The following is a 17,399-nucleotide window of genomic DNA, read 5'->3' on the forward strand; positions in this document are numbered from 1 at the left end:
GCTGTGGGGCGCGGACTTCCGGGCAGCGGCGGCTCCCGCGGCGCAGGCCGCGTCAGGAGGGGACGAACTGGAGCATTCCTGCGCTGTTGAGCAGTTGCAGGGCCAGGCCGGCGGGGGTGAGGGTGTAGCCGGTGTCGTTCAGGGCGATGCGCAGTGCGGACTGGATCCTGTCCGTCAGAGGTGTGGTGCCCTCCGTGATGCGCAGCACCTCACTGGCGCGGGCGCTGGTGCCCCGTCTGCAGAGGTTGATGCCGGTGGCCTGGGCTGCCAGGGGGTTGCCGATGTCGCTTCCATGGGGCCTGCGCAGGTTCACCGCGCCGTCGCCGCTCATGCTGTCGATACCCATGCTCAAGCCGTGCGGAGGCTCGCGCACGATGATCTTGTCGGGCTGCCGGGCGTCGCACAGAAGCAGCATCGCGTCCGGCAGCGGTCGGCTGATGTGCGTGGTGACCGGGCTGCCGCTCTTGGTGGCCTCCACGATCAGCTCCGGCCAGTAGCGCACGAGAGGCGATCGGATCAGGCCTCCGAAGACCGGCAGCCGTGGCTCGCCCCGCGCGGTCAGCACCTCGTCGAGAAGCCCGTCGAGATAGAGGTCGAGGCGAGTGACGGCCCCGACGCTGCGGACGCCGGCGAGCAGGGCCCGCATCCACTGCGCGTCGATGTGGAAGAAGCGGGCGCTGTGCTCGGGCAGCATCCCGGCGTGCGGCACCAAGTGGTCGAAGGGCACCCGTGACATCCAGTCCACCGGCGGGCCGAAAGCTTCGGCCACCGCGTCGGCGTGTTCCTCGGCCACCGTCCGCAAGGCCTCGGCGAGCTCACCGGTGGCGGTCTCCGCACCGGTGCCGGGGCTCGTGGGCCGGGTGAGCAGGGCGTGTACGGCACGTTCCAGCCCGGCCAGGCCCCGGGCCGCGGAGGTCCGCTGCGGGTCGGTGGCCGGGGAGCCTGTGTCCGGGGCGGACGCGTCACCTGGTGTCCGTCTTTTGAGGCCGGTGTCGATGGCCTGCGCCAGGTTTCCCGCCACCAGGTTCTGGAATCGGCTGCGGGCGTCCCCTCCGGCGCCGGCCGGTCGGCAGGTGCGCTGGGCGGCGGCCAGGCCCTGGGCCCGGTGGTTCTCCAGGGCGCGCAGCAAGGAGGGGTGGGAGGCGCCGAGCAGCTGGCCGCAGGTGTAGGCGCATGCGTAGCTGACGTCCCAGATGCCGAAGCTTTCGAGGTAGACGAGTGCGGCGTCCGCGCTGCGCAGTGGTTCACGCCCTGCGGGCAGGGGCTGGGCGGGGCGGGCGGTGAAGGGGCCGCGGTACCACGCAGGGGTGTGTTCCCCGGTCGGCAGCCGGTGGACGACCGGGACGAAGCCTCCTGCCAGGCGTGCGGCCACGTGCTGGGCGACGTCGCCGGATCCGGCCTCGTGCGGCAGCCGCAGGAGGTTCTCGCTGCTGCTGGCGGAGGCCAGTTGCTGTGCCAGGGCGTGGAAGTCACTGTTGACGGCCGTCCCGCCTGCCGGGTCCGTGGTGAAGGACCACGACCACAGTGCGGCCAGGCGGACGGCTCTTGTGCCTTCCGGCACGGCGGTGTCGCCGCCGAGAAAGGTGTAGCCGGCGTAGCCCTCCAGTGAGACCAGTGCGGCCGTGTAGCGGCGGGCGGGCATGCGGGGGAAACGGCTGGTGGCGACGACGGCGCGGCGCCCGGTGGTGAATTCGTCCGTCTGGGTCCGCGAGGCGGCTACGTCACGGACGTGGGCCAGCCAGCGCAGCTCACCGGCTTTCGGCAGTACGTCGGCGAGGGCGTCGGCGCGCAGGTCCAGGATTCGGCACGGTCTGCCGTACAGGCCCATGGGAGGGGATGGGTCGAGCGCAGGGGCGAGGTAGTGGTTCGGTGGCGTGAGGAGGTCTTTGACGGTGCGTCCCGAGACCGGCTCGCGGGTGTCGGGGTTGGGCAGGACATCGTCGTCGGTGACGAGGATCAGGGCGAGCCAGGGGGTTTGCGGGTCGGCGGTCAGCGGCCGGGCCCAGGGCAGTCCGCCGTGTTCCAGGACCACGTGGGGCAGGGTCATGTCGAAGCGGCCCGTCGCGGTGGGCGGGGGGTGGACGGCCGCGATGTCGGCGGGCTCCAGGGCGAAACGCGGGGCGGCGACGGTGAAGGCGAGGGAGTCGGAAAGGGTGCCGAGCACGGTCGCTCCCTCACTGACCGGCTGGGTGGCGGTGAGGGTGTACGTGCCTGGGCTCAGGGCCGGCTGGTCCTGACTGGCGAAGGTGACACCGAGGTCCGTGGGGGCGGCCGGGTGCACCACTGTCGGGTCGGTCATTCAGTCCTTGCCAGAAGTCGGGACGAGCATCGGGTCGCAGGTCACGGTGGACCACAGGCGCGAGACGTAGCCGGTCAACGGGTCCAGCGGCGGCATCGCCGCGGTGCCGGGGGCCAGACCGAGCGCCGTCCACCGCGCGTACAGCCCTTCCCGGGCCCGCCGTGCTTTTTCCGTGGCCAAGGTCGAGGCGACCTGGCCGCGGCTGCCGTCGGTGGGTTTGCTGCCGGATGGGTTGTCCGGGCCGGGCACGCGGCCGCTCCTCCCTGATTCCGCCTCCAGGCGGGTCTTGGGGATCGGGCCGATGAGCGGATCGGTGCGGGTGGGCGGTGGCGGCACGAGCCTGGCGCCGATGACCTGTCCTGGCAGGAGTTCCGTGTCAGGCCGGACCGGTGGGGAGGCGGAGGGGCCCAGAGGGGCGCCCCAGGCACTGACCGGCAGGCCGCCGTGCTGGGGTGCCACGCCCCACCGGGCGAGACTGATCACGGCCCCGGTGGCCGCCTTCAGGATCAGCGTGCATCCGGCCGTGACCGCCGTCCTGTTCATCGGGCGGATCGGAACGGTGGCCGTCGGCGTGCCTGCCACCGTGGTGTGGGAACCGTCTCCGGTCCGGACCTGCAGGTGAGTGCAAGGGGCCGGGGTACGCACCGACAGCGCCAGCTGCGCGAGGGCGACCTGTGGAGTCTTGTTCTTGCCGCCCTCGCCGGGCTGCTGTTCCTGCAGGAGGCCGCCGGCCACACCGGCCTGCAGCGTCGCCCCGGCCAGCACCTTGCCGCGGAAGGCGTCCCAGGAGAGTGCGTCGACAGCGGTCGGGCGCGGGCCGCCGAAGCGCACGTACACATCCGGGACCACCGGCAGCTTCAGATGGGCCACCCCGCCGGTCGGTGGCCCCCACAAAGTCAGCTCGACGTCCAGCTCCAAGTGGTGGGTGCCCATGAACCGGATCTCCACGCCGACGGTGACGCCGATGAAGGCCTCGAAGCGGAACGGCTCCCACTGCACGGTGGCATGCAGCTCCGCCCGGAGCCAGGCCGATACGCGGGAAGAGGAGTACTCCACCCGCAGCATGCCGCCCACTTGCAGCATGGACGGTGTCACCGCCGCGTACGCCTCACCGCGGACGACGACCGCACTGCTGGGCTGCCAGTTGACCCCGACCCGTTCCAGGCCCTTCGGGTAGTGCGGAGACGGCCGGTACGCGGGATGGTAGCCACCGAAGGTGATCACGAAGTCGCCCGTGTGTGCGGAGGGTGGAACCCAGGTGCACACCGCGAACTCGCCCTGGATCTTGCAGTCCTTGCTCACCAGGTAGGACTGGCCGGGATCCAGGGCCCCCGAGACCGACAGTTCGCCGGTGGACAGCCGGTAGACGGCGCGCAGTCCCAGGGTCAGGCTGGCGTAGGGGTTGTCGTTCTGCGGAAAGCGGGCACGGGCCACCCCCAGCAGGGCCACCATCACGTCCCCCGGTGCCACCTGTACGGCCACCACGGCGGAGCATTCGACGACCTTGAAGACGGTGAACCGGGCGCCGACGGCCACCCAGACGTGGTCGCCGGCCGGTGTGACCAGCGAACCGAGTTTCTTCAGCACCGCCGCGGCACCGGAGGTGACCGGCATCGCCTTCTCGTCGCCGATCCCCGCCACCAGCGGGTACCGCGGCACCTCGGCGGCCTTCTCCGGGACGGCCAGACAGGAGTTGTAGCCGAAGCCGCCCAGCAGGCCGGTCACCACTACCGGTCCCAGCGGCAGTTGCAGTCCCGTGACCTGGCCGACGACGAACACCGTGACCCGGCCGTCGGTCATCTCCCCGTACATGCCGGCCGCCAGGAACCCGATCTGCGGCGTGGTGACCACCAGAATCCCGCTGACCAGCAGTCGGAGCGGCGGCTTCGGTCGCGTCTCCCGTACGAGCGCGCCCGCCACTCGCACCGGACCGGCCGTATACGACAGGCCCAGTCCGTCCAGCGTTCCCTCCACCGCCAGCGAGCGGCCCAACGCCACCCCCATGCCCAGACCGACCGCGTCGAAGACCAGGCCCACCGCCCCCAGCGAAGCGTCGATCAGCAGCCACAGGCGCTTGGGCGAGGTGGTGTAGGCTACGCCCACCCGGTGCACCTGCAACGGCCCCAGCGCCCGCCGTACGTCCACCCACGTCGCCGCCTGCACGGCCCGCCCAGTGCCGGTCGCCTCCCCGGTCCCGCTGTCCTCCGCGTCCGGGATCGAGGGCCCATCGGCCGCCGAACCCCACCATTGGCCCTGCGCACGGGGCTGCGACGGTTCCCCATCAGGTCCGGCCGTATCCTCCGGGAGCAGTTCGGCCGCGGTGCCGGGAGTTCCGGCTTCCCGGGTACCGTCGCTGCCCAGCGCCCTCCACACCCTGACCGGGGTGCCGGCCATGTTCACCTCGGCGCCCACCGATGCCCGTTTCGCCAGGAGGGCGGTGTCCAGCTGCGGCAGTGCTTTTCCGCCCGCACCGTTCAGCAGTGACTGCAGCCGATCCACCAGATCCTTGCCAGGAGCCTTCGTCCCCGACCGGGCAACGAGCGCCAGGCGCGACAGCGCGGCGGCGTTCACCGGGATCTTCGGCCCCACCACGGGCAGCGCCATCAGCGAGATGGCCGGTGCCACACCAGCCACTGCCAGCGTCATGCGGCCGTCGGCCGCATGGTGCGCCGAGGCGATTCCCGCCTGCCATTGGCGACCGTCGGCCGTACCCGTCAACGCGAGTCCCAGTCCGGCCTTTCCACTGGAAGGGAACTCCAGACGCAGCGACGCCGAGGTCAGCGTCGCCACCGCCTCCGTGGGCAGCTGGTCCCACACACCGTCAGTCACTGAAAAGCGCCGTGAAGCAGGAACTGTTGCCCCAGTTGTCGCGGACACCCGGCGGCTTGCCAGCAGACGCCGTGAACGTCTTCAACAGTGACGGCGTCGTCGGGTCGACTTCGAACAGCTCGAGATTCGCGCTGTCCTTCCCACGGAACACCCAAAGGTTCTGGGTAGCCGGGTCCACTGCCGCGCCCGCGCACAAGGAGCCGGCAGACGTCAGGTCGAGCGTTTTTCTGCTGGACGGGTCAGTTGTCACATACCGCACGGCTTGCAGTTTTCCGCCGTTGTTTTCGACCGTGCAGCAGTAGACCGTACCGGATTTATCGCTGAAGACCGGCGGGCAACACAACGTACCCGCATTGGGGAAGGAGATGAGACTTCCCTTGCTGTTCAGCAGATTCAAGCGCTGAAGCGTGCCGTCTCCAGCCACGAATACGTAGCTGCTCGATGCGTCGACTGCAACGAATCTACTGCTGGCATGCACGTCGATGGTCGGGTCGATCAGCAGACCGGCGGATGATCCACCACCGGACATTTCTCCTGCATAGAGCTGCCGGTTTCCTCCATTCGTGTGACCCGAGAGGGCAAAGAATTTTTTATTGCTGCCGGCTTTTCCTACTGCCAGGTCGGTGACGCCTTGCGACCATGAGCTGTTGAAATCGTAGTGCGTCGGGGACCTGCTCCCTTTTCGGGTACCGTTGACAGGCTCGGTGTAGAGCCTGACGTCACCCCTGTCGGACAGTCCCACGTAGAGGTTCCCATCCTGAGCGAAACAGCAAGCGGATCGTGCGGGCTCGTCGATGAATCCACCGCCGCCGCTCCGACCGATCTCCATCATTGCCGCGCGGTCGAACATAGCTGCCCTCATATAGGCCAGCCCGTTACTCTGGTCCGGTGCGACTTTGTCGTACCTGGAAAAACCGTACAACTTTTCATCGCCGGCGCCAGAAGCAGTCGGTGAGGGATCCTGCGCCGTGGATACATAATCGTCCCCTCCCCCCAACAGGACGCTACCTTTATCCGTCCGGATGGTCTGCAGCCATCCCACGACGGCTCCTTCGGTACGGCTCCCATCTTTACGCCAATAGCGATACATTGCAATAATCGTAATTTTTTCCAAAACTTTCCTTTCGCTGGTTGGAAATCCATTGCCCCACCATCCATCAGAGTATGGCGCATCCCCTTCCCGTATTGCCGCAACCAGTCGACAGGGCATGCCGGACCGATTCGCCATCACTCTTCCTGGTGAACGTACGGCGTGGCGGCACGGGCCGGCTCCGGGTCGAAGTACCGTTCAGCGGCGACATTTACCGACGGGCAGTACGAGACGTTCCGCGTCGGAGAAGATGAAAGAGGGACGACTGTGAAGAAAGCCCCCACCGCCCTGGCAGCAGGCAGGGGTCCTGACGGCGAGCCGCTCGTCTACGCGTTCTACGACAGCATGGTGCGCAGAATCCTGCAGGACGAGGTCACGGGGAAGCCCATCGAAACATGGAAGAAGGCAGGAGAGGGACACCGCTATCCGTTCAGCGCCCAACCCGTCAGATATTCGGCGTTGTGGCCCGAGCTCGTCGAGGGGTTCGATGGGAAGAGCCCCGTGGGCACCTACCGACGCGACGAAAAGATCGCGGATGTGTACTACACCTTCCACGCCCTGCAGGTGCGCAACTCCGCCTACCGATTGGTCTCTTGGCACCACCAAACAAAAAAGCGCCAGGAAGCGTTGAAGCGCGATCTTCCGCAGCTGCCTTCCGGCTTTACGCTCACTGCAGCGTGCGAGGCCTCCGACAGTAATGTGCTGTTGTGGGGGAAGACAGCACAACAAGCCTGCATCTACTGCGTATGGAACCCCTCCACGGGGTTGGTGGGAAAACCGGTCACCGGCCCTGTGCCCAAGACAGTGACGGCTGCCTTCCTCGGCTACGATAAATCTGCCGGCGAGCGGGTTACACGTTTGTACGCAGACAAGAGCGAGCACGCGTTCACCGTGAAGAGAAAGGGCACCTCTTACGTGTTCACCCCGGCGTCGGCACCCCAATTTCTTGCGGCAGCGGAGAAGGGATAAGCAGCCGACCACAGCGAGGACCCCGCTCACCGAGAACGGAATATCCGGCATCATGGGCAAAGTCTTTATTTACGGAAACTGGCAGTACCTGAGCGTCATGGGAAGGTGGTCGCACCGATTTTTTGAGACGCCGCTCAACGCGAGCCTCGGACCACACTCTCCGAGATCGGTCGAGGAAGACACCCCGGAGGAGTTCGGGAACGGGGGACCTGGGGAGGAGATCATCCGATACTCCAAGATCGCTCCTGACAGTGTGAACCGACTTCTCTATGGACACCGGCCTGTGGGCTACGGAGCCGACAACCGATACCTGTCCGAGTTGAATACGGCATGGGATTTCGAGGAAGGAGACCCCTTCAATTCGGCACATTTCTTTCCGCCGGACGGGCGTCTGTATGTGGGGCACAACAGCAAGGGCGAGGTCAGCAGCTACAAGGGACCCGTCTCCGGCACACGCAAAGGGCAGAAAGGTGCGACCTTCTATCATTTCAGCGACGACTGGACGAAAGGGGTCACCGACCTTGCGGTCGGACAGTCGGGAGAGACAAAGAAATTCTTTGCCCTCTCGGGGCACTCTCATACGTCCGGAAATCGCCTCCTCTTCGCAGGAACCATGACCACCCCCGGAACGGGAGCGGGCCCGACGGTCGACCCGACCATCGAAGTACACGGAAATAGCCGTTTCGTTGCGGTCGATCCGTCGAACAGCTACGTGTTCATCGGCGGCGACCGAACCCTGCAGCGTTTGAACCTGATGAGCCCATCGGGCAGCCTCGTCGATTTTCCCGGCGTCGGAACGCTGTGCTGTCCGCCGACCTTCTGCGAGAAAGACGGTTCCGTCTACTGCTGCACAGTCGAGAACAACAACGGGCAGCTTCAAGCCGTGCGGTACAAGACCACGGACCCCTCGAGTCGCAAGCCACACACACTCACCAGCACCCCGTCGATCTCCGCAGGGGCAGCCGTCAACCCGACGACACAGAACCTCTGGGTCATTCAGGCCAAGAACGTCACAACTCTCAATCTATTCGAGGTCGATCCCGGCACGCTGTCCGTCCTGAAGCACCACACCCAAGCGATTCCGGTGGAACCGGACCGGCTGGACCAGTGGATGACCAACTCCTGCTACACAGCAATCTTTGCCCCCTAATCCCCTGCAGGGGTGTTCACCCACTTGGAGTGATATGACCACAAAACCTGAGCCTTACCCGCATCCGGTTCGCATCGGTGACAAGACCTTCAAATTCCGTACCGTCCCGTACGGCACGAAGACCATCGTGCAGACAGGCGAGATCAAGAACGTTAAATTCTCCCACCTCTCCGAATGGATGCAGGCGACATGGGGAAAAGAGTGCGCGCTCCCCGACCACCTGAAGGACGTTGACATCAGGTCCCTCTCCCTGGGTATCAAGACGACCCGGTCGGGGGGATCACAAACACGGGAATTCACTTTCCGTGCATCGTTCAGTTTTCGCGCGGACATCGGAACGTCGGTGCACATTACATCCCTGCATGTGCACTACCGGTCGACCAAGGAATTCACGCTGGAAGTTATGCTGAGCTTGCCCGTCAAGGTAGGACCGAAGAAGCCCTTGATGAAATTCACCGGCATGCTGTCGAAAAAAGCCGACAGCTGGGTGATCGACGCGGCGTGGTCCCTCCCGGCGGGACAGGAAGGTGTTCGACTGACGGAGGTGGCCAGTGCGTTCAACCTCACCAGGTAATGGAACCGGCAAGTAAACAGAGAGATCAGTCAACAGTCATCAGTGTCGCGTAGAACTTGTAGAGGATGCCCAGGGCCGTCCCTCCCGCCTTGACCGGCTTCTTGGGGCAGTCGTCGAGCACGGTGCCGCTGACCGCGGCGGAAACTACGAGGGTTCCCTCTCCATTAGAGACGACAAGGGGGCCGCCCGAGTCACTTTCGCAGGCCACCTGTTTCTTATCACTACTTACGGCCACAACATAGTAAGGGTTTGGATTTTTGAGTTTTGCGGTTGTCACCGGGAGTTTGCGGATACTCTTTCCGATACGATCGTCCGGGGTCTCCCCACTTGCATAGATGACCCCTGTTTCGGGTGGGGCGGGCGCGGACAATGCGACCGGCAGGGCCGCTTCCTTTTTGAAGCGCTGCTCCAGAATGAGCATAGCGACGTCACCGTGATCGTCATCCGCGAGACTCACCGGGGCGTTTTTAGTGGTGACCTTTTCCAGATAGTCGGCGTGACTACCCTGAAATATGGTGTAGGTTCCGTGGATGATCTGCTCCTCATCATCCCTGATGCAGTGGTCCGCTGTGGCGATACGGGTGGGGGAAGTCAGGACGCCACTGCACTTGATCACCTTGCCCTTGTTGTTCTTCGGTCCAACGATCGTGACAAACCAAGGAGCTTCGGCGGGTTTGACTTTCTCCGGATCTCCAGTGAACGCGGCAGCGTGCGGAGCACTTACCCAGAGGGGAAGGAGCGTGGCCGCCGCGCAACAGCAGCTCAGTGTGCGGAACGAGCGGTGAGACATGGTCCGGTTGTCCTTCCAGCAGGGCACTCTCGTGGCGGTGCCCATCCACGGGACGGGCACACGCGCCCCTACGGAAATCGGATAGGCCTGGCACAGATCTTGGATGCTGTTTGGCGACCTTGTTTCGAGGGCGGTCGCACTGCCGGAGTCATTGACTGATTCCCAGTCTAACGATGCACGCATCGCCCCGGCATGTTCACAGAGCCAACTTGATTGACGACCGGCCTAACAACAGCTAACAGAATGAGTTGATCTGTCTGAGGGTGATGAGGCAGCAGGCGAGGCGGAGGAAGGCTTCATGGATGTCGGCTCGTCGTTCCCAGCGGATGCGGAGGCGTTTGAAGCCATGCAGCCAGGCGAAACTGCGCTCGACTACCCATCTGTAGGTGCCCAGCCCTGTGCCGTGGCGTGTGCCGCGTCGGGCGATGGCGGGCACGATGCCGCGCTTGCGGACATGGTCAAGGTAGATGTCGTGGTCGTAGCCACGGTCGGCGAAGAGCGAGTCCGGCTTCCGGCGGGGATGACCGACGCGTCCGCGCACGGGAGGGATCGCGTCGAGCAAGGGCAGCAGCTGGGTGACGTCGTTGCGGTTGGCACCGGTGAGGATGACCGCGAGCGGGGTGCCGTACCCGTCGGTGATCAGGTGGTGCTTGGAGCCGGCCCGGCCACGGTCAACCGGCGACGGGCCCGTCGCGAGCCCCCTTTTAGGGCCCTGACCTGGCTGGAGTCGACCACGCATCGGGACCAGTCCAGCCTCGCCGCCGCGTTCAGCTCCGCCAGCAGCACCTCGTGCAGCCGCTGCCACACCCCGCTCTCGTTCCAGTCCCGCAGCCGCCGCCAGCACGTCATGCCCGAGCCGAAGCCGAGCTCCTGCGGCAGGTACTCCCACTGGATCCCGGTATGCAGCACGTACAAGATCCCGCACAGCACCTCCCGGTCCGGCAACCGCTTGCGGCCCGGATACCGAAACCGGCGCTCGCTGCACGGCAGCAGCGACCCGATCCGCTCCCACAACTCATCCGACACGATCCACGGCGATGCCCCCACGAGCCGGACAACGCTCAACCCGCCCGTCAGACACGGCAACCAGCGTCAACAGATCTCATTCTGTTAGCTGTTGTAAGGGCCGCCCAGGCGGGCAGCGCGGCATCACACCCTTGTCAGCCGGAGGTGTTGAGCTGCCACTTGGGCGGGAACCAGGCCGGCATGGCGTCGGCCTGCTGCCGGTAGGTCTGCTTGATACGGCTGCGTCCGCTGATTCCGGCGATATCCGGATGGGCAACCCGGGCATACTTGTCGACCTCGCAGAACAAGTTCTGACAGTCGATCAGCTGCAGCGGGCGTCCGCGCAGACCGGCAAAGGCCAGGCCGAGCCGGGCAAAGTGCTCGTCCTGGGTGTCGGCCATGTAGCGGATGACGTCCGCCTCGATGCCGTCGGCCGCCGCACCGAAGCACTTGCGGATCCCGTCGCGTGCTCCGGGCCCGGCGACGACGAAGTCCATCTCCGAAAACGGCATCACGGCCGCATAGTTGAGGTCGATCACGAACTGGTAGGCCAGAAAGGGCCCGATCGCCGGGAAACCCAGCAGCACCTCGTAGGCGCCCTGCAGCGTCGGCGCGGACAGCACGCGCGGCGGCGCGTCCGCAGCCATCATCATCTCCAGCAGCCGCAGGTGGTTTTGATGCTTGCGCTCCCCGCCGAGCTGCGGTGGGGGCACGATGTAGGCGGCCGAGTACAACCTCTGCCCTTGAGCGAAGGCCCTCGAGAGCACTCGGTCAAAGGCGCGGTAGTCGTAGGTGTCCCACCGCACCTCTCCCAGTTCCCCGTTCAGCAACTGCCACGTCGAGGTCTTGTTGAAGATCTTGAACAACAGAGTCCGGAAGAAGACTTCCTCCCACTCCTGCTCGCCCTGGTAGATCACGCCGCCAATCAAGTCCTGGCTGACCCGGTCGGCAGCCCGAAAGCAGTTGGTGAAACGGTATCGCTGCAGGATCGGATCGTCCGTGAATGGCCCCGCTCCCCCGGCAAGCCGCGCCTCGTAGACCTGCTGGCGCGCCGCCGCGAAGCGCCAGTAGGTGTCGAACACCGGCGTCGCATTCAGCGTGCGGCCTGCCACACGAAACTTCACAGGGCCGCAGCCTAAGTCCCTCTGCTCTGAACGCTCTTGCAGCATCGTCACCATGAGCTCAATATATATTCAATATAGATAGGCGTCAGCGAGGGGGACGTGTGGAATTGCTGTGGCAGCGTCCACGACGCAAGACGCTGGTCGACTGGCCCGAGGAGGTGGACGCAAGGCTGGACGTCCTGGTCCGGGCCGCGGCTGCCGCTGGGGAGCAGACGTCGCGCTCACAGGTACTGGCCGCGCTGGTGACGGCGGCCGAGGTCCGTCCCGCCATCATGGCCGAGCTCCTCCACTCCTACCGCCAGATGCCCGCCGATGCCCTCGAAGCAGACAACACGCGCGACGACCTGCCGCTCGTACGCTCCCCCGGACGCACCCGGTACAGGAGATGACACCACTTCCGTCACAGCGCTCTCCCCGGGCTCCTTCGGCGACTCAACCAACGTCACCAAACGCCATAAGGTCACGGCTGCGTGCGCCGCCCTTTGACGACTGCGTCCTTGATCGCGGTCTCGGCTGTGTTCAGTGCCCGGGTCGGCACCAGTCGGGCCTGGTCGAGCCAGTCGCCGGGAATGCCGGACTCTTCCGTCTGGCCAAGGGCAGAACTCATGTCGGGATCCTCTGCGGTCAAAGCGGCTGTCGGCGGCAGTTCCAAAAGCCTCAGAGCGGACGTCGAGTGGTGGGTGATCACAGACGTGCCCGGGCCAAAAAAGCCGAGGCGGCGGGGGCGGCCGGGACAGGGACGTTCACGTGCCGGCAGCGGGCGGCGGTGTGCCAGTCCTCGGTGGGGTGCGGGTGTGTGACGGCCGGGATGTCGAGGCCGGCGTCGCGGATGAGGCGGTCGAAGCGGATGGAGGTGCCGAAGCAGCCGGCGAACAGCCCGAAATGGTCGGCGGTGCGCGGGGTGCGGCGGCGGAAGGCAAGGGCGGCGGCCAGGAGGGGGCGGGCGCGGGCCGGGATAGCGTACATGTGCCGGGGGCCGGGTGGCATGCCGATGTAGATCCTCGAGTCGCGGTCGATGGCCAGGCGGGCGGCGTGCTCGTCGACACTCGTGATCTGGGTCATGAACAGCAGAGACTGATCGGTGCCCGTGAACAGCAGGGCGGCTGCCGCGGCAGCGCGCAGCGGATTGGGCAGGTTCGTGGTGAGAGTGTGAGCCACGTGGGGGGTGATCGGCACGGTGGTGATGCCGGGGCCGCCCCGCGCGACGAGGTCGTCAGGGACATCGAGGTGGAGTTGCCGGCCAAGGAAGTGGGCCTGGGCGCCACGTACGCGCGCGAGGGTGTGCCCAGGGCTGGGGCTTGAGACGGTCAGGCGGGCCAGGAACAGGCGCAGGCTCTCCATGTCCTTCCAGTCGGTGGGTTCGTGCGGACCGGTGTCCTCGTCCGGGGATCTGACGGTGGCCGTCGCCACAGGCGTGAAACTAGGGTGACGGGCCAGCCAGGTACGGGCGGCGGCGTGGCCGGCCCGGTACTGGCTGTCGGTGCGGGCGAAGTCGTCCTTGTCCAGGTGGCGTCTGCACTCCTGGAGGAAGGAGGCGGCGTCGCCATCGGGCAAGTCGGGCAGCGGGTGGACGTGATCGGACGGGGGCGGTCTGTGGCGTCGGCCCGGGGTGGACGGGCCGATGGCGTCCAGGATGGCGGGGGTGCCGGAGACAGGGTGGGGATCGGCGAGGCCGGCGGCGGCAAGGCGTGCCCGCAGGCGGTACTCGGTGGCCTCGGTGGGGGTGTGGGCGACGAGAGTGAGGCGGATGCCGGTGTCGGCTCGCCAGGTGGCCAGGCGCGCCAGGCGCTCGGGGGTGAGGCGGTGGGCGCGCAGCACGATGGCTTGCTTGAGCCCGGTGGTCAGGGTCCAGCAGGTCACGGCGCGCCAGGCCGCGTCGGTGGACATCCGCTCGGCGTCGGGGCAGGTAAAACTGTCGCGGCCCATGGCGCGCAGCAGGTCCAGGGCGAGGTAGGCCAGGCTGTTGGTGTGCGGGGTGGGATCGGCGGTGATGCAGCCGCCCTGGGGGTCGGCTCGCTGGTGGGCGGCGTGGTGGATGGTGCGGTCGTCGCCCGCGTCCAGCAGGAGCGTGACGGGCGGCGGCATTGGCGGTGCGGCGAGGTGGGTGGGGGCGGTCATGGGCGGCGGGAGGTGTCGACACGGCGGATGACCTGCCGCAACAGACCCGGGTCGGGGCTGGTTGCGCCGGTGGCGGTCAGGGCGCGTTGGACGTGGTGGGTGAGCAGGGCCCAGCGGCGCAGGCTGCCGTGGGCGAAGTCGCCGTCCAGCGACCAGAGATGATCGTGTGCAACGGTCTGCCACAGCGGGTGCAGGACGGGAACGGTACGGGGAATCTCATCACGGGCCAGCGGTGGGAGGGTGAGCCACTGCGCGGTGCGGGTGTGGAGCATCTGCTGGGCACGCAGGGCTCGTTCACCTCGCTGGCCGGCGATCAGGACAGTACACAGTCCGCCGGAAAGGTCGTCGTGCAGGAACCGGAGGTACTCGAAGCAGGCCTCGGGCATCCGGTCGGCTTCGTCGACGACCACGATGCGCGGCCTGGCTCTCAGCGCACGGCGGATCAGGGCGTCGGCAGCCGCCGGTTCGGCCGGCGCAGCGTCCTCCAGTTCGAGAGCGTGATGCAGGTGGGCGCGCAGGTCAGCCGGCCGGGGTCTGGCCCCCAGACGCAGCGGGACGCGCGCCTGGGGGAAGCGGGTACGGGCAGCGTGGTGGACGGCGAAGGTCTTCCCGACTCCAGCGTCGCCCAGTACACACAGGAAACGCTGCTGCTGGCAGGCCTCGGCGAGCGCGTGGTCGACTGCCGCGAGGCCGGGAGTGAGGACAGTGCGCGCCCCGGCAAGGCTGAGGAAGTGCAGTTCCGGGGGCGCAGGTTGACCGGCGAGGGGGAAGGGCCGTGGGGCCGCCAAAGGCCGCGCCGCCGTCTTGGTCAGCATCGGGCCAGGGCCCAGTCGACGACCTCATCGTTGACCTGCTCGACGCCGAAGTACTCCATGCCCTTGATGACGTGCTTGGTCACCTTGACCCACTCGCGGAAGGAGCCCAGCGCATACTGGGTGTCGATCCGCTTGAGCAGCGCCTCGTCCACACCGCGCCACACGGGGTGGGAGTCGGGGACGGTCTTGAGGATCTCGTCCTCGGTCATCGCGAGGATCTCCAGGCGGATGTAGATCCTGGAGGCCAGTGCCGGGTCGCTCTGCAGGGTCTCGTAGGCCTCACGGCCGCCGACGAACACGATGGCGGGCTGGGGGGCGCAGTTGTCCCACAATTTGCGCAGGAACTCGAAATTCTCCCGCCGGTACTGCTGGGCTTCGTCGCACACGATCACATACGGACGCCGCGGCAGGGCCTCGCGCAGCAGCTTGTCGAACGCGGTCGGCGTGCCGGGCATCTTGCAGTTCAGCCGCATCTGGTGGAACAGCTCCTCGCGCAGGTCCTTCGGTCCCGGGCGGGAGCGGGCGAAGTCGAGCGGGAGGATCAGGTCCGGGTTCATCTCCTGGATCGTGGCGCGGGTGGAGAAACTCTTGCCGAGCCCCGGGTCGCCGTAGATCACGGACATGGCCTTCGACTCGACGGTGTCGATGACGGTGTCCTTGATCTGCAGCAGGGTGTCCGTGGCCACCAGGGTGGAGTCCTTGAGGCCGAGGAAGTGCTGCGGGCTCAGGTCGGGGCGGCGCCTCGATGCCTCGCCCGGCGATGCGGTGACCGGCTGGCGGCGCTGGCCAATGTGCTTGCGTCTGGGGGCAGTTGTCACGATGCGTCGTCCTTGACTTCGGTGTCGGTGGATGTGGTACCGGCAGATGCGGTGCGGTCGGGGTCCTGACCGGGGCGTTTCCACGCAGCCGGGACGGGGGTCAGGGGCCGGTACGGCTGGGTACGGCGGCGCGGCGCGGCGGGCGCCCTCGTGCCGTCGAGTTCGGCGCGGGCCTCGGCCTCGGTCATGCGCAGGGCGCGGACGGGCAGTTCTGGCCGGGTGGACGGCAGGTGACGTTCTCGCCGGCGCTCGCCAGAGCGCTGCAGGGCCGCTCGCAGCACCCTGCTGTGTTCGTCACGTTCAAGGAGCACCTTGGCGCGCAGTTCCTCGCTGGCCTCGTTGCTCAGGAAGGCCCGGCCCAGGTAACGGTTGCCGCGGAAGGTGTACAGGTCGATCTCGTGGGTGTGGTGCGGCATCCACCGCACCCGTACCTCGAGCCCGATCCGGCCCACCCCGTTCTCGGGCATATAGGCGCGCTTGTTGAACTCCACCCCGTGACTGGTGATCTTGCGGACCCTGTGATCGCTCTCCAGCATGAAGGCGCGCAGCTCGGACGCGCTCGGCTCGGGCCGGATCTCGGTGGGATCCGCCTGCCATGCCTCAAGCGGCGTCATCCCCGTGCGCTCGATGACGTGCTCGGTGTTGTACTTGGCCACCCACTCCCCCAGCAGGCCCACGAGCGCCTCGAACGTCAGCGGCGGATCCGACTCGCCGAGACGGCTGCGGTGATCGAGCCGGGGCGCTTTCGTATAGCGGGGCAGGTCAGCGAAGAAACGGGTCATGCTCGTACGGTTCAGGCGTTCGATACCGCCCTTGTGCCGGGCACTGCGCACCCGGTGGACGGGGACGCCGAGCAGGCCGAAGGCCCGTCGGACGGTCTTGGACAGGAAGTCGGCGCCGCCGTCCACACGCACCAGCCGCGGCAGCCCGCCGGCCGGACCGTAAGGGGCCTCGCGCAGCACCGACATACGTACGGCAGCCAGGACCGAACCCCGGTGAGCGGAGCCAGCGGTGACCGCCCAGCCCATCACATAGCCGGTACCGCGGTCCTCGAACCACGTCACCCACACCCTCGACGGCTTCTTGTCCGGCATCATCACCACGGTCTCGGCCTGCTTGTGATCCCCCTCCCACACCTCGTTCCGGGCCACCTGCGGCCGCTGAAACGCGGGATCGAAGCCGCGGGCTGCCAAGATCCCCTGGCGCAGGCCCGCCATGAAACCCGGATCCAGATCCCGGGCGATCGCGTCATGCAGCGTCGTCAGCCCGATCGGCCTCTCCCCCGCCGCCACCGCCGCCTCGACCAGACGCTCGTGGGCGCGCTTCACGTTGCCCTGGTAGTCGGCGAGGACTTCGATGATCTCCTCGGTGATCCGGAAACGTCGGCGTTCCGGCTTCTCCGGACTCCCGGTCTCCTCCGCCTGCCCCAGCCAGGTCCACACCGTCCTGATGTGCACGCCCACCGCATCAGCGACCAGCCGCACATGCGCCGTCGTCAACTCCCCCGACGCGCGCAGCCGCAGCAACTGGGCCACCGCCGCGGGCCTGAGCTCATCCCGATGCCGCCCCAAACCGATGTCCACGGCCCCAGGGGCCTCATCCCCCGCCGTCACCGGAACCGGCAAGCACGCACAGAGCAGACTGGTATCCAAGCAGTGATCACAACACCAGCCTCCGGGCAGTCAACTACCGCCCCATACAGGGCGGTTCATGATGACGCCCGCAACAAGGGCGACGGAAGAGACGCTAGAGCCGACACCCCGACACGCGTCCCCTCGACCACTGGGACGGGTGACAGATCTCCGTGCCGCCTCCGCC

At 66.9% G+C, this 17,399-nt stretch carries 15 protein-coding genes; 4 read left to right on the plus strand and 11 right to left on the minus strand.

Features of this window, described 5'->3' with window-relative positions:
* Positions 1-52: 52 nt before the first annotated feature.
* From AB0G59_RS20210 to AB0G59_RS20220, 3 genes are read right to left on the minus strand one after another with little or no spacing between them, the layout of a single operon-like run.
* Positions 53-2,299 (minus strand): hypothetical protein, encoded by a 2,247-nt coding sequence (locus tag AB0G59_RS20210; RefSeq protein ID WP_360913373.1) that lies wholly within the window; start codon positions 2,297-2,299, stop codon positions 53-55.
* Positions 2,300-5,128, minus strand: coding sequence for a DUF6603 domain-containing protein (locus tag AB0G59_RS20215; protein WP_360913375.1), 2,829 nt, complete (start codon positions 5,126-5,128; stop codon positions 2,300-2,302).
* On the minus strand, positions 5,121-6,170 hold the full coding sequence (locus tag AB0G59_RS20220; RefSeq protein WP_229353258.1) for a hypothetical protein: 1,050 nt from the start codon (positions 6,168-6,170) through the stop codon (positions 5,121-5,123). Before AB0G59_RS20220 ends, AB0G59_RS20215 begins: the two co-directional genes overlap by 8 nt.
* A 210-nt stretch (positions 6,171-6,380) precedes the next feature.
* Here AB0G59_RS20220 and AB0G59_RS20225 point away from each other — a divergent pair, with 210 nt between their 5' ends.
* Genes AB0G59_RS20225 through AB0G59_RS20235 form a run of 3 tightly spaced genes read left to right on the plus strand, consistent with a single transcriptional unit; the run spans position 6,381 to position 8,911 of the window.
* A complete protein-coding gene (locus tag AB0G59_RS20225; RefSeq protein ID WP_360913377.1) occupies positions 6,381-7,187 on the plus strand; it encodes a hypothetical protein in 807 nt (268 codons plus the stop codon).
* A 52-nt stretch (positions 7,188-7,239) separates the two neighbouring features.
* Positions 7,240-8,337: a hypothetical protein gene (locus AB0G59_RS20230; protein ID WP_360913379.1), complete on the plus strand. Its 1,098-nt coding sequence runs from the start codon at positions 7,240-7,242 to the stop codon at positions 8,335-8,337.
* Between the two features lie 34 nt (positions 8,338-8,371).
* Positions 8,372-8,911 carry a hypothetical protein gene (locus AB0G59_RS20235; RefSeq protein ID WP_360913381.1) on the plus strand — a complete coding sequence of 180 codons (540 nt, stop codon included), beginning with the start codon at positions 8,372-8,374 and terminating at the stop codon, positions 8,909-8,911.
* Positions 8,912-8,936: 25 nt separating this feature from the next.
* Here AB0G59_RS20235 and AB0G59_RS20240 read toward each other — a convergent pair whose 3' ends face one another.
* From AB0G59_RS20240 to AB0G59_RS20250, 3 genes are all read right to left on the minus strand, one after another.
* Complete coding sequence (locus tag AB0G59_RS20240) at positions 8,937-9,701, minus strand: trypsin-like serine protease (RefSeq protein WP_360913383.1); 765 nt, start codon at positions 9,699-9,701, stop codon at positions 8,937-8,939.
* Positions 9,702-9,936: 235 nt separating this feature from the next.
* Positions 9,937-10,748 (minus strand): IS5 family transposase gene (locus tag AB0G59_RS20245; protein WP_360913542.1). Its coding sequence is split into 2 segments (ribosomal slippage): positions 9,937-10,397 and positions 10,397-10,748, totalling 813 coding nucleotides; the frame shifts between segments, so codons are not numbered across the junction.
* Positions 10,749-10,861: 113 nt separating this feature from the next.
* On the minus strand, positions 10,862-11,884 hold the full coding sequence (locus AB0G59_RS20250) for a nucleotide kinase domain-containing protein (protein ID WP_360913385.1): 1,023 nt from the start codon (positions 11,882-11,884) through the stop codon (positions 10,862-10,864).
* Positions 11,885-11,931: 47 nt separating this feature from the next.
* Between AB0G59_RS20250 and AB0G59_RS20255 the strand changes: the two genes are divergently transcribed.
* Entirely contained in the window at positions 11,932-12,219 is a 288-nt protein-coding gene (locus AB0G59_RS20255; protein ID WP_360913387.1) for a hypothetical protein, read from the plus strand.
* Between the two features lie 71 nt (positions 12,220-12,290).
* Here AB0G59_RS20255 and AB0G59_RS20260 read toward each other — a convergent pair whose 3' ends face one another.
* The 5 genes from AB0G59_RS20260 to AB0G59_RS20280 all read right to left on the minus strand — a co-directional run bounded on the left by AB0G59_RS20260 (position 12,291) and on the right by AB0G59_RS20280 (position 17,164).
* Complete coding sequence (locus tag AB0G59_RS20260; protein WP_360913389.1) at positions 12,291-12,437, minus strand: hypothetical protein; 147 nt, start codon at positions 12,435-12,437, stop codon at positions 12,291-12,293.
* A gap of 77 nt (positions 12,438-12,514) precedes the next feature.
* Positions 12,515-13,948, minus strand: coding sequence for a hypothetical protein (locus AB0G59_RS20265; protein WP_360913391.1), 1,434 nt, complete (start codon positions 13,946-13,948; stop codon positions 12,515-12,517).
* The gene (locus tag AB0G59_RS20270) at positions 13,945-14,763 is read right to left on the minus strand and encodes an ATP-binding protein (RefSeq protein ID WP_360913393.1); all 819 of its coding nucleotides are present in this window, start codon (positions 14,761-14,763) and stop codon (positions 13,945-13,947) included. The genes AB0G59_RS20265 and AB0G59_RS20270 overlap by 4 nt, the downstream gene beginning before the upstream one ends.
* Positions 14,757-15,581: an ATP-binding protein gene (locus tag AB0G59_RS20275; protein ID WP_360913395.1), complete on the minus strand. Its 825-nt coding sequence runs from the start codon at positions 15,579-15,581 to the stop codon at positions 14,757-14,759. The genes AB0G59_RS20270 and AB0G59_RS20275 overlap by 7 nt, the downstream gene beginning before the upstream one ends.
* A complete protein-coding gene (locus AB0G59_RS20280; RefSeq protein WP_360913397.1) occupies positions 15,578-17,164 on the minus strand; it encodes a Mu transposase C-terminal domain-containing protein in 1,587 nt (528 codons plus the stop codon). The genes AB0G59_RS20275 and AB0G59_RS20280 overlap by 4 nt, the downstream gene beginning before the upstream one ends.
* Between the last annotated feature and the right edge of the window lie 235 nt (positions 17,165-17,399).

The sequence above is a fragment of the Streptomyces sp. NPDC021096 genome, from assembly GCF_040641275.1.
Taxonomy (GTDB): domain Bacteria; phylum Actinomycetota; class Actinomycetes; order Streptomycetales; family Streptomycetaceae; genus Streptomyces.

Bases quoted from the DNA above. Each gene is read 5' to 3' on its own strand.
- AB0G59_RS20230 (WP_360913379.1), top strand. From the start codon at position 7,240: ATGGGCAAAGTCTTTATTTACGGAAACTGGCAGTACCTGAGCGTCATG.
- AB0G59_RS20265 (WP_360913391.1), bottom strand. From the start codon at position 13,948: ATGACCGCCCCCACCCACCTCGCCGCACCGCCAATGCCGCCGCCCGTC.
- AB0G59_RS20235 (WP_360913381.1), top strand. From the start codon at position 8,372: ATGACCACAAAACCTGAGCCTTACCCGCATCCGGTTCGCATCGGTGAC.
- AB0G59_RS20260 (WP_360913389.1), bottom strand. From the start codon at position 12,437: ATGAGTTCTGCCCTTGGCCAGACGGAAGAGTCCGGCATTCCCGGCGAC.
- AB0G59_RS20240 (WP_360913383.1), bottom strand. From the start codon at position 9,701: ATGTCTCACCGCTCGTTCCGCACACTGAGCTGCTGTTGCGCGGCGGCC.
- AB0G59_RS20270 (WP_360913393.1), bottom strand. From the start codon at position 14,763: ATGCTGACCAAGACGGCGGCGCGGCCTTTGGCGGCCCCACGGCCCTTC.
- AB0G59_RS20250 (WP_360913385.1), bottom strand. From the start codon at position 11,884: ATGGTGACGATGCTGCAAGAGCGTTCAGAGCAGAGGGACTTAGGCTGC.
- AB0G59_RS20210 (WP_360913373.1), bottom strand. From the start codon at position 2,299: ATGACCGACCCGACAGTGGTGCACCCGGCCGCCCCCACGGACCTCGGT.